11 protein-coding genes are annotated in these 11,144 nt (G+C 66.3%); 7 read left to right on the top strand and 4 right to left on the bottom strand.

What is annotated here, in order from left to right:
• Positions 1–3: 3 nt before the first annotated feature.
• The 4 genes from PSTAB_RS02795 to PSTAB_RS02780 all read right to left on the bottom strand — a co-directional run bounded on the left by PSTAB_RS02795 (position 4) and on the right by PSTAB_RS02780 (position 3,666).
• Positions 4–774: a uroporphyrinogen-III synthase gene (locus PSTAB_RS02795; RefSeq protein WP_013981631.1), complete on the bottom strand. Its 771-nt coding sequence runs from the start codon at positions 772–774 to the stop codon at positions 4–6.
• Positions 771–1,709 carry a hydroxymethylbilane synthase gene (gene hemC, locus PSTAB_RS02790; RefSeq protein ID WP_013981630.1) on the bottom strand — a complete coding sequence of 313 codons (939 nt, stop codon included), beginning with the start codon at positions 1,707–1,709 and terminating at the stop codon, positions 771–773. Before hemC ends, PSTAB_RS02795 begins: the two co-directional genes overlap by 4 nt.
• Positions 1,710–1,864: 155 nt before the next feature.
• Positions 1,865–2,611, bottom strand: a complete 747-nt coding sequence (locus PSTAB_RS02785; protein ID WP_013981629.1) for a LytR/AlgR family response regulator transcription factor — start codon at positions 2,609–2,611, stop codon at positions 1,865–1,867.
• Complete coding sequence (locus PSTAB_RS02780) at positions 2,608–3,666, bottom strand: sensor histidine kinase (RefSeq protein WP_013981628.1); 1,059 nt, start codon at positions 3,664–3,666, stop codon at positions 2,608–2,610. Before PSTAB_RS02780 ends, PSTAB_RS02785 begins: the two co-directional genes overlap by 4 nt.
• Positions 3,667–3,872: 206 nt before the next feature.
• On the opposite strand from PSTAB_RS02780, the gene argH reads away from it, so the two are divergent.
• From argH to PSTAB_RS21045, 7 genes are all read left to right on the top strand, one after another.
• Positions 3,873–5,267, top strand: a complete 1,395-nt coding sequence (gene argH / locus PSTAB_RS02775; protein WP_013981627.1) for an argininosuccinate lyase — start codon at positions 3,873–3,875, stop codon at positions 5,265–5,267.
• A 55-nt stretch (positions 5,268–5,322) separates the two neighbouring features.
• Positions 5,323–6,471, top strand: coding sequence for an NnrS family protein (locus PSTAB_RS02770; protein ID WP_013981626.1), 1,149 nt, complete (start codon positions 5,323–5,325; stop codon positions 6,469–6,471).
• A gap of 77 nt (positions 6,472–6,548) precedes the next feature.
• Positions 6,549–7,076 carry a hypothetical protein gene (locus tag PSTAB_RS02765; RefSeq protein ID WP_011911752.1) on the top strand — a complete coding sequence of 176 codons (528 nt, stop codon included), beginning with the start codon at positions 6,549–6,551 and terminating at the stop codon, positions 7,074–7,076.
• Between the two features lie 70 nt (positions 7,077–7,146).
• Positions 7,147–7,587 (top strand): hypothetical protein, encoded by a 441-nt coding sequence (locus PSTAB_RS02760; RefSeq protein ID WP_011911751.1) that lies wholly within the window; start codon positions 7,147–7,149, stop codon positions 7,585–7,587.
• A 78-nt stretch (positions 7,588–7,665) separates the two neighbouring features.
• Positions 7,666–7,911 (top strand): TIGR02647 family protein, encoded by a 246-nt coding sequence (locus tag PSTAB_RS02755; protein ID WP_011911750.1) that lies wholly within the window; start codon positions 7,666–7,668, stop codon positions 7,909–7,911.
• Positions 7,912–8,061: 150 nt separating this feature from the next.
• On the top strand, positions 8,062–10,878 hold the full coding sequence (locus PSTAB_RS02750; protein WP_013981625.1) for a class I adenylate cyclase: 2,817 nt from the start codon (positions 8,062–8,064) through the stop codon (positions 10,876–10,878).
• 14 nt (positions 10,879–10,892) lie between these two features.
• Positions 10,893–11,135, top strand: a complete 243-nt coding sequence (locus PSTAB_RS21045) for a FecR/PupR family sigma factor regulator (RefSeq protein ID WP_020306711.1) — start codon at positions 10,893–10,895, stop codon at positions 11,133–11,135.
• Positions 11,136–11,144: the final 9 nt, after the last annotated feature.

Genomic DNA, 11,144 nt, shown 5'->3' with positions numbered 1-11,144 from the left:
GCATCAGGAAGCGGCCACCGCGGTTTCCCGCAAGGCCGCCAGCAAGGCCGCAGCTCCTGCGCCACGGCAATCCACAATTCGTTTGGCGCCCAGCTGTCGAGCCATCTCCGCCACCCGCGGACTGGGTACGAACAAGGGTAGCTCACACAATTCGGGCCAGGTATCGGCTGCCAGCTCATGCAGCGACAGCAGACCCTGCCCACTGCTGACCACCAGGCCGTTGAGCCGTTCCGACCGAACGACCTGCACCAGCGTTCCAGGCGGATAGTCGGGCAGGCTGCGACGGTACAGTTCGAGAAAGTCGACCTGCACGCCACGCCCGCGAAGCGTCTCGGCGAGGAACTCGCGGCCGCCCTCGCCGCGCATGATCAATACCTTTGGATCGGGCCTGGCCAGCGCCTGCGCCAATCGTGGCAGCGCCAGCAGCGCTTCACTGTCGTCACCCCGCTCGGGCCAGCTGACGTCCAGCCCGTAGGCTTCGAGGATCGCCCCGGTGGCGCCACCGACGCTGAACCAGGCCTGACCGAACGGGGGCTGCAGCCAGTAGCGATCGAGCAGTTCCAGGCCCAGGCGGGCGGCCGGCTTGCTGACCACGACGACAGCGCAATAGCGATCCAGCTCGAGGATCATTGCACGCTGCTCGGCGGACTCCGGCAGCGGCTCGATCACCAGCAGCGGCAGGCTGGAGCTGTGCACACCAGCCTCGGCGAGAGTCGCGGCCAATGCCTCGCATTCCTCGGTCGGCCGGGTCAGCAGCAGGCGCCAGCCGGTCACGCGTGACCAGCCTCGCCATAGACTGCCTTGAGGATCTGCTCGGCACCCTGGCCCAGCAGTTCCTCGGCGACCTGCACGCCCAGCGCCTCGGCTTCTGCGGCCGGCGCACGACCTTCGGCGCGCAATAGCAGAGTACCGTCCGGCTGCCCGACCAGCCCACGCAGCCACAGCTGCTCGCCTTCGAGCACCGCATAACAGGCGATCGGCACCTGGCAGCCGCCGTTCAGGCGCTTGTTCAGCGCGCGCTCGGCGACGACGCGGGTGGCAGTCGGCGCATGGTTGAGGCAGGACAGCAGCGCATGCACTTCGCTATCGCCGGTGCGGCACTCGATGCCCACCGCACCCTGTCCGCCGGCCGGCAGACTTTCATCGACGCCGATGCTGGAACGGATGCGCTCACCGAAACCAAGGCGGATCAACCCGGCGGCAGCGAGGATGATGGCGTCGTATTCGCCGGCGTCGAGCTTGGCCAGCCGAGTGTTGACGTTGCCGCGCAGGAACTGGATTTTCAGGTCAGGTCGGCGCGCCAGCAGCTGGGCCTGGCGACGCAGCGACGAGGTGCCGACCACGCTTCCCGGCGGCAGCGCGTCAAGGCTGTCGAAGCGATTGGAGACGAAGGCATCGCGCGGGTCTTCCCGCTCGCAGATGCAATACAGGCCCAGCCCTTCGGGGAATTCCATCGGCACGTCCTTCATGGAGTGCACGGCGATGTCCGCCTCGTTTTCCAGCAGCGCGGTTTCCAGTTCCTTGACGAACAGCCCCTTGCCGCCGATTTTCGCCAGCGGCGCATCGAGCAGCTTGTCACCACGGCTGACCATCGGCACCAGGCTGACCTTCAGCCCTGGATGCGACGCCTCCAGGCGTGCCTTGACGTATTCGGCCTGCCACAGGGCCAGGGCACTCTTGCGGGTGGCGATGCGAATTTCGCGAGACATGGGCAATTCCAGAACAGTGAATTGCCGGCGATGATAACAGGCCGGACGTCCGGGCTGGGTTGGCCGGAATCAAGGAAAGCGTGGGCGCGACGCAGCGTCAGCGCTGGCGCCCGCGACCCTCGGGCCGCGGACGCCAGCGCCACCGGCGGTATGCTTCAGAGGTTCTGCATCAGCTTGCGCACACCGGCCACGTGACGCCGACTCACGGTCAACGCCTCGCCATCGAGTCCCTTGAGGAACAGCTGGAAGTGCCCGAGCGGCGTGCGCTGCAGACGCTCGATCCGATCGCGGAACACCAGCGCGTTGCGATGGATGCGCACGAAGCGTTCACCGAACTCGTCTTCCAGGGATTTGAGCGGCTCGTCCAGCAGCACCTCACCGCCGACATGGCGCAGGGTGACGTACTTGTGGTCGGCGATGAAGTAGATCACCTGATCCAGCGGAATCAGCTCGATGCCCTTGCGGGTACGTGCGCTGATGTGGCTGCGCGGCCCGGCACCGGAAACGGCGGCCGGTCGGGTCAGCGCCGCCAGCTGCATGCGGTTGGGCCGCTCGGCCTTCTTCAGCGCCTCCGACAGATGCTCCGGGCGCACCGGCTTGACCAGGTAGCCAACCGCGCTGACCTGGAACGCCTCCAGGGCGAATTCATCATGGGCAGTACAAAAGATCACCGCCGGCGGCGCATCCGTCTCGCAGAGCCTGGCTGCGACCTGCAGGCCATCGAGCCCGGGCATGCGGATATCCAGCAGCACGATATCAGGGCGCAGTTCCTCGATCAGCGTCAGTGCTTCTTCGCCATTGCTAGCGGCAGGCTCGAGGACACGATAGCCGTCGAGGTCACCTACCAGTCGGCTCAGGCGCTCGCGGGCTAGAGGTTCGTCATCGACAATCAGGACATTCATATAGATCTGGCTTCCTGCGGTTGTCTCGCACACGGATAGCGTAGACATGTGTAATGGCGGCCTTCACGGCGCTCCACGCTGAGACTCGCTAGCGGACCGAAAAGTGCCGCTAATCGTGCGTCGATGTTCTGCAAACCCTGCCGTGTGCCCCGTGAGGCCTGCGCTTGAGCGGCTTCGTCGAACGGGTTGCTGACCACCAACTGAAACATGCCGTCGACATAATCGGCGGTTACGCTGACCACGCCCCCCTCGATACGTGGCTGAATGCCATAGACCAATGCGTTCTCCAGCAGCGGCTGCAGCGTCAGCTGCGGAATCGGCAAGTCGTCCGGCACGCCATCGACCCGCCAGTCCATCTGCAACCGGTCGCCCAAGCGGTATTGCTCGATCGACAGGTAACGCCGCGACAGCTCCAGCTCATCCCGCCAGGCCACCAGTGTGCCCGGCCGCGCGAGGCTCGCACGGAACAGGTCGGACAGGTCCAGTACAGCCTGCTCCGCCTTGGCCGGATCGCTCGCCACCAGTGCGGCGATGCTGTTGAGGCTGTTGAACAGGAAGTGCGGACGAATGCGCGCCTGCAGCGATTCGATCCGCGCCCGCAGCTCGGCCTGCTCCTGGCGCCGCCACTGGCTCTGCAGATAGAAATAGCGTAGCAGCAGACCCGACATGATCAGGCTGATCAGCGCGTGGCGCAGGTAGAGATTGACCTCGCCGTCGCGCGAGAGCGGCCCCCCGAGCTGGTAGATGTCCGCCACGGCGGTGCAGGCCAGGGTCAGCCCGACCACCAGCGCGCAGCACGCCAGCCCGGCGAATGCCGCTCTGAGCCTCGCCAGCAGAGGACGCAGCAGGCACATGGTGCCGGCGGACAGCAGCACGATCCACTGCACGAACAGCGAGGTCAGTGCCAGGCGCATCCAGTTGAAGCCCGGCTGCATAGGCTCGGCCAGCACCAGCACGAAAACCAGCAGCTCGGCGAGCAGGACGAGGCCGAGCAACGCCTCGGGCTGGCACAGCTCGGGCACGAAAAAATCATCGGATACGGCAGTGGATTTCACAGGTTCAACCCGGCGGTTCGACTGCCCGGCAGTTTCCGTGCAGGCCCGGACAACGGCAAGCCGCGTGTCGGGCTGCGCGGGCGGAATAATGCGAAAATGCCAGCCAGCTCACCCTTCGCCGACGCCTGCCGCCGTGCCCGCCAAGGGCGCCATCCCTGCTATCATCGCCGCCTTTCCACAGCCTTCGGATTTCAGCGAGCGCATTCATGAGCACCGACAAGACCAACCAGTCCTGGGGCGGCCGTTTCAGCGAGCCCGTCGACGCCTTCGTCGCCCGATTCACCGCCTCCGTCGAGTTCGACAAGCGCCTCTACCGCCACGACATCATGGGCTCCATCGCCCACGCCACCATGCTCGCCAAGGCCGGCGTGCTGACCGATGCCGAGCGCGACCAGATCATCGCCAACCTGAAGGACATCCAGAGCGAGATCGAGGCCGGCACCTTCGACTGGCGCGTGGACCTGGAAGACGTGCACATGAACATCGAGGCGCGCCTGACCGACCGCATCGGCATCGTCGGCAAGAAGCTGCACACCGGCCGGTCGCGCAACGACCAGGTCGCCACCGACATCCGCCTGTGGCTGCGCGACGAGATCGACCTGATCCTTGGCGAGATCACCCGTCTGCAGCAGGGTCTGCTGGGTCTCGCCGAAGCCGAAGCCGACACCATCATGCCCGGTTTCACCCACCTGCAGACCGCCCAGCCGGTGACCTTCGGCCACCATCTGCTGGCCTGGTTCGAGATGCTCTCGCGTGACTACGAGCGTCTGGTCGACTGCCGCAAGCGCACCAACCGCATGCCGCTGGGCTCGGCTGCCCTCGCCGGCACTACCTACCCTATCCAGCGGGAAATCACCTGCGAGCTGCTGGGTTTCGAAGCGATCTCCGGCAATTCGCTGGACGGCGTCTCCGATCGCGATTTCGCCATCGAATTCTGCGCCGCCGCCTCGCTGGCGATGATGCACCTGTCGCGCTTCTCCGAAGAGCTGGTGCTCTGGACCAGCGCCCAGTTCCAGTTCATCGACCTGCCCGACCGTTTCTGCACCGGCTCCTCGATCATGCCGCAGAAGAAAAACCCCGACGTGCCCGAGCTGGTACGCGGCAAGACTGGCCGCGTATTTGGCGCGCTGGCCGGCCTGCTGGTGCTGATGAAGGGCCAGCCGCTGGCCTACAACAAGGACAACCAGGAAGACAAGGAGCCGCTGTTCGACGCCGCCGACACCCTGCGCGACAGCCTGCGCGCCTTTGCCGACATGGTTCCGGCGATCAAGCCCAAGCGCGAAATCATGCGCGAGGCGGCGTTGCGCGGCTTCTCCACCGCCACGGATCTGGCCGACTACCTGGTGCGCAAAGGCCTGCCCTTCCGCGACTGCCACGAGATCGTCGGCCATGCGGTGAAGTACGGCGTGCAGACCGGTAAGGATCTGGCCGAGATGAGCCTCGACGAACTGCGCCAGTTCAGCGGAGAGATCGGCGACGACGTCTTCGCCGTGCTGACCCTGGAGGGCTCGGTCAACGCCCGCGACCACATCGGCGGTACTGCGCCGGCGCAGGTGCGCGCCGCAGTCAAGCGCGGTCAGGCGCTGCTCGCCGGCCGCTGATGGCCATTCGGTGACGGGGCTCAGGCCCCGTCACGCATCCCGCAGGAGGTGCGCAATGCACCCACGCCAACCGCGCCTGCCGTTCGCCAACGCCTGGTTCTTCCCCGTCGCCGCACTCTATGCGGCCTTCATCCTGCCCATCTCGGTATTCGCGCTGCTCGGCCTGATCCCCACACCGCCCGGCCTGAGCACGCCCAGCGGGCACGCCCACGAAATGCTCTTCGGCTTCGCCCTGGCGGTGGTCGCCGGTTACCTGCTCGGTCCGCAACCACTGCGCCTGATCCTCTCGCTGCTCGGCTGTTGGGCACTGGCGCGCCTGAGCTTCCTGCTCTGGCCGGGTTCCTGGCTGGCGCTGGCAAGCGCCGCGACCTTCGCCGGCGGCGTGGCCTGGAAGGTGCTGCCGCGCTTTTTCGGCGCCGCGAAGAAATGGCGCAACCAGAGCGTCGCGCCACTGCTGGCCGGGCTCGCCCTGCTCAGCGCCATGGCCGGCAACGAACTGGGGGTGGCCGTCGAGCGGCTGCTGCTGGTCGAAGCCTTGCTGCTGTTCGCCACGCTGATGGCCTTCATGGGCGGCCGGATCATCGCGCCGGCGATGGCCGGTTATGCGCAGAGTGAGGGTCGGCGGCTGGATGCTCGGGTACAGCCTGGCCTGGAAGGCGCCGTCCTGATTCTGCTGGGCCTCGCCTTCGTGCTGAATCCGCTGCCCTGGCCGCTGCTGCGTCAACTCGCGGCCGCGCTGGTGATCAGCGCCGGCGTGCTCAGCGCGATCCGCCTGCTGCGCTGGCAACCGTGGCGTTGCGCGCGCGCGGACCTGCTGATCCTGCTGCTCGGTTACGCCTGGCTGGCGTTCGGCCTGCTGCTGCTCGGGCTGGGCTTGCTGCTGCCAGCGCTGTCGTTGAGCGCAACGCTGCATGCGCTGAGCGTAGGCGCTCTGGGCAGCCTGACCTTCGCGGTGATGGCACGTACGCGTCTGCTCTACCGCTTCCGCGACCCGGCTGCGCGGCCCTGGATCCAGGCCATGGCGCTGCTGATCAGCCTGGCCGCCCTCGCCCGCGTCGTGCCCGCGCTGCTGGCGCTGCCACAGCCGGGTTGGCTGCTGATCGCGGCAGGCTGCTGGTCCCTGGCCTTTCTCAGCCTGGCCTTGCTGCTCTGGCAGTGCCGCGCTGCGCACGTCGACAGCCCGCGCGCCCAGCCTGACCGATAGCGCATCGCTCGGAACTCTAGCGCTCCACGCTTGACCTACATGCAGCAACCGCCATTCACCGATGACACGGAACCCGCATGCCCGACCTGCGCACCCTGCTGTTGAATCAGGACACCCAGGGCGGCGAGCTCTTCGAGTCGCCCAAGGAGCGCCTGCTGTTCTACCGCTCCGAAATCCACTTCGAGTCCAGCCTGCTGGCCGAACGCACCAGCGCCTACCTGGCCTCGCAGTCGTTCCTGATGATCGCGTTCGCGTCGTCCATGGCCAACAGCAACCCCGAATGGGGCGACCTGTTCCGCCTGGTGGTGCCGGCCATCCTGTCGCTGCTCGGCCTGCTCACCTCGATCCACGCCATGCCCGGCATCAAGGCCAACTTCGACGTCATCGAGCGCTGGCATCAGAAACAGGCCGAGCTGCTGCAGATCGAAGGCCGGGTCGGCATGCTGCCGAACAACGAATCGGCACTGTTCGGCGAGGGCAACAGCCCGGTCGGCGGGCATCGCTACAAGCGCACGCTGCTGTTCTCGCTACGCACGCCGATCATCTTTTCGCTGGTCTGGGGCGCGTTCGGCCTGCTCTGCCTGGCGCTAAGCTTCATGGATTGAGCCCGCGGCACGGCATGCATTGCTCTCGGCGCGTGCGGGTGCTTAGCTGGAAAGAGCCAGGAGGTGCACCATGACCGCCCCAGACCGCCCGCGTTACCGCGTCGATGCCGATCGCCAGGCCGCCCAGCGGCGGGTACGCTACGTCGAAACTAACCGGCCGGACGACGGCAGCTGTACGCTCTGTCAGCTGGACGAGGAAAATCCGGCGCCGCTCGATAGGAATCCCATGACCAACGACACGCATACCAGCGACGAAGACGAAGCCTTCGCCGAAGAAGCCCTGCTCCAGGCCATCGAGAACCAGCTGGAGAGCGGCGAGCCGGCGGCCACCCAGGCGACGCTGAACAAACTGACCCTGGTCGGCTACGAGCGCGACGAGTGCCTGCAGATGATGGCGCTGGTGCTGGCGCACGAAATCCGCGCCATGCTGCGCGACGATCGGCCCTTCGACGGCGCCGCCTACGAAACCATGCTGCGCAAGCTGCCGGAATTGCCGGAAGCATCCGAATAGGATCTGGATCAAGGCAGGGGCGCCGACAGCATCTACACTCAGCGAACAGGGCATGAGCCCACCATCCGAGGAGCGAGCATGTCGTACACCCCTGAGTTGGTCGCCGAGCTGGAAGTCCTCTGCCAGTTCAATCTGGAAAACCTGCAGGAAGGGCTGAAGGTGCACCACAACGCCAGCCCCTCCACCATCGCCGCCTTCAGCCGCTTGCATGCCAAGGGCCTGATCACCCAGGCCGACGGCGGCTATCTCACCAGCCTCGGGCGCGACGCCGCCGAACAGGCTCAGACGCTGCTGACCATTCTTTCGGAGACCGTTCCGGCCTGATCCGCCACTGCGTTTTGCTTCGCTTGCCCGGGCCGCGGATAATGTGCGGCCGCGGGCAGGTGCAGCCACCGGTCGGCGGGCGCCCTGCCGGGCTCAAGCCCTGCCCATACCGGCCGATCAACAGGGTTAGCCTCGCCTGCACGAAGCCCCATGACCCGTACTCAGCACATCCACCTGGTTCTCGAAGAAGGCATCGACCGCAAGGTGCTGGCCACCCTGCGCACGCGCTTTCTGGCAGTCAACGCTGCACGCCTGGAACGGGCCCTGGCCGCCATGTCGACCCGTCAGCAGCAGGTGCTCAAGCTCCTGCCGCTGCTGTTTCACGTCAATCATCCGATTCTGCCCGGTTACATCTCGGCCACCACGCCGGCCGGTCTCGCCAACTTCGAGCCGGACGCCGAGCAGCTGGCCGAGGCGCAGCGCCTGAGCCGCTCCTTCGCCTACAAGCCCGTGCGCGGCAAGGCACCTCAGCCGATTCTCGGCCTGTTTCTGATGGGCAGCCTGGGCACCGCTGCCCAGGACGAGCACAGCGATCTGGACGTATGGGTCTGCCATGATCCGGAACTCGACGGACGGCAACTCGAGGAACTGCGCCGCAAATGCGAGTCGCTACGAGCCTGGGCGGCGAGCCAGGGCAGCGAGGCGCACTTCTTTCTGGTGGACCCCGAACGTTTCACCCAGGGCCAGCGCGACGCCAAGCTGACCTCCGACGACTGCGGCACCACGCAACATTATCTGTTGCTCGACGAGTTCTACCGCACCGCGCTGTGGCTCGGCGGGCGAACGCCACTGTGGTGGCTGGTGCCCGACTACGAGGAGCATCGCTACGACGATTACGTGGCGACGCTGCTGGCCAAGCGCTTCGTGCGCGCCGACGAGGTGCTCGATCTCGGTCATCTCGGCCAGGTGCCGCCAGGCGAGTTCGTCGGCGCCGGCCTGTGGCAGCTGTACAAGGCCATCGACTCGCCGTACAAGTCGCTGTTCAAGCTGCTGCTGGTGGAGGTCTATGCCAGCCGGTACCCGCAGCTGCGTTGCCTGGCGCTGGATTTCAAGCAGGCCATCTATCATGGTCGCACCGACCTGGACGAGCTCGATCCGTATATCGCCGCCTATCACGCCATCGAACGCTACCTGTGCGAGCGCGGCGCTCAGGAGCGGCTGGAGCTCGCCCGACGCTGCCTGTACCTGAAGATCAACCGACCGCTGAGTCGCCCACCGGTCAACCGCAACAAGAGCTGGCAACGCAGCCTGCTCGAACGCCTGACCCGCGACTGGCGCTGGGACGAGCGGCAGTTCGCTCTGCTCGACAATCGCAGCCAGTGGAAGGTGCGCCAGGTCAGTCAAGAACGCCGCGCGCTGGTCAACGAACTGACCTATGGCTATCGCTTCCTCAGCGATTTCACCCGGCGCGTGCAAGCGACCAGCCCGCTCACCAGCCGCGATCTCGGCGTACTAGGCCGCCACCTGTACGCGGCCATCGAACGCAAGGCTGGCAAGGTGGAGGTGGTCAACCTCGGCATCTCGCCGGACATGTCCGAGGACAGCCTGACGCTGGTGCACGGTTATGACGGTGCGGGCGACGTGCACTGGTCGCTCTACCAGGGCCAGCTCACGACGCCGGAACTGCCCAATTACGCGCCATTGAAGCGCGCCCGCGAACTGCTGGCGCTACTCGCCTGGGGCCACCGCAACGGCGTGGTGGATACCGGCACCCATCTGTCGCTCTTCCCCGGCGACAGCGGCTTGAGCGAAGCCGAGCTGTTCGCGCTGCTGAGCGACCTGCGCCGTGCGCTGCCCATGCCGCTACCGGCCGTGGACGAGGAGGCGCTGCTCGCACCGAGCAGGGCCAGCCGTGTGTTGCTGCTGGTCAACATCGGGATGGATCCCGCGCTGCATGCCGCCGGACTGGCCAGCAGCGAGTCGATCCTCGCCGGCGCCGTTGAGAATCTGGTGCAGAGCGTGGATCAGGTGACGCTCAACAGCTGGAACGAGATGCTGGTAACGCGCTACGAAGGGCCGAAAGCGCTCGCCCTGTGCCTGCGCGACAACCTCGTCGACCTCGGAGCCAGCGACCAGCCCCCGCAACTGCAGGTGTTCTGCTTTGCCCGCCACCGTGGGCAAGCCATTGCGCGACGCCTCGAGCAGATCTTCGATGACGCTCGACGCAGCCTGGCCGGCGCTACTCACGGCCGCTATCTCCTGCAGATCCGCCAGCACTTTCATGTGCTGCAGCGCGACGGGAGCGACCTGCGGCTGACCAGCCTGGTCGACCGGGCGGCACTGCTGGAATACCTTGGCGAGGCCCATCATCTCTACAGCCCACTGCAGCTCGATCGCGCGGCGCTGGCCGGCGACGACCTGGCGCTGATCCTGACCCAGGGGCGGCCTGGCTGCCTGCAGGTGTTCTACCGTGCGGAGGACTGCAGCGCCGAACTCAGTGTGCTCGACGAGTGCAACGCCTTGTGGCGCCAGCAACTGCCCTATCGCGATGAACGCACGCTGCTGCGCCCATTGCTGCGTTTTCTCGAATCACTGATGTTCCGCCGCGCCGCGCAGCAGCCGGGTGAGGGTGTCGCCCCGCTGGATCCGACGATTCTGGTCTACCGCATCCAGCCCGGTCAGGGTCCGCAACCGTCGACGCTGGAGCGGCGTCCAGCCCCCCTGGGCGAGGTCACCGATCCGTTCTATGAGGTGCAGGCGATCGTCGAAGCCGGCGATAACGGTCGTTCGCAGGTCACGCTGTACTGCAACCAGCAGGAGTTCTCCGGCCTTGAATACGGCAACGACCTGTTCGCCGCCGTGACACGCACCATCGTCGCCCGCCGCCGCGACGGCGAACGCTACCCCTGTTACATCACCGATATCGATCTGTTCGGGCTGCACGGCAATGGGCGCAGCCAGACCGTCCAGTACCTGCGCTACAAGTCGCGGCTGGAGGCCGCGCTGAACGCCGCCATGGACGCCTGAAATCCCGCACCTCAATGAATTGCGCCATGGAATGGCTTATCTGGCTGCAGGCTTCGCCCGACGACCAGGAATTGCGTGCTGCCTGCGAGGCCTGGCAGCGGGCCTCGCCTGTCAATGCCAGCGCCTGGCAACGAGCGGAGCAGATATGGCGGCTGACCGGACAGCTTCCGTCGGAAGCCCAACGGCCGCCACGAACTGACGAGAACGCTGGCGCCTGGATAGTCAGAACCTTCTGCCGTCGCGCTCGGCGAGCCTGACGCGCCCAC

Origin of the sequence: Stutzerimonas stutzeri (assembly GCF_000219605.1) — a bacterium.
GTDB classification, from domain to species: Bacteria; Pseudomonadota; Gammaproteobacteria; order Pseudomonadales; family Pseudomonadaceae; genus Stutzerimonas; species Stutzerimonas stutzeri.
The sequence above is the reverse complement of the archived record's forward strand: the minus strand, read 5'-3'. Positions and strand labels throughout refer to the sequence as shown.

Excerpts from the sequence above, each read along its gene's own strand:
- PSTAB_RS02785 (WP_013981629.1), bottom strand. The coding sequence starts at position 2,611 with ATGAATGTCCTGATTGTCGATGACGAACCTCTAGCCCGCGAGCGCCTG.
- PSTAB_RS02750 (WP_013981625.1), top strand. The coding sequence starts at position 8,062 with ATGACCCGTACTCAGCACATCCACCTGGTTCTCGAAGAAGGCATCGAC.
- argH (WP_013981627.1), top strand. The coding sequence starts at position 3,873 with ATGAGCACCGACAAGACCAACCAGTCCTGGGGCGGCCGTTTCAGCGAG.
- PSTAB_RS02770 (WP_013981626.1), top strand. The coding sequence starts at position 5,323 with ATGCACCCACGCCAACCGCGCCTGCCGTTCGCCAACGCCTGGTTCTTC.
- PSTAB_RS21045 (WP_020306711.1), top strand. The coding sequence starts at position 10,893 with ATGAATTGCGCCATGGAATGGCTTATCTGGCTGCAGGCTTCGCCCGAC.
- hemC (WP_013981630.1), bottom strand. The coding sequence starts at position 1,709 with ATGTCTCGCGAAATTCGCATCGCCACCCGCAAGAGTGCCCTGGCCCTG.
- PSTAB_RS02765 (WP_011911752.1), top strand. The coding sequence starts at position 6,549 with ATGCCCGACCTGCGCACCCTGCTGTTGAATCAGGACACCCAGGGCGGC.
- PSTAB_RS02760 (WP_011911751.1), top strand. The coding sequence starts at position 7,147 with ATGACCGCCCCAGACCGCCCGCGTTACCGCGTCGATGCCGATCGCCAG.
- PSTAB_RS02755 (WP_011911750.1), top strand. The coding sequence starts at position 7,666 with ATGTCGTACACCCCTGAGTTGGTCGCCGAGCTGGAAGTCCTCTGCCAG.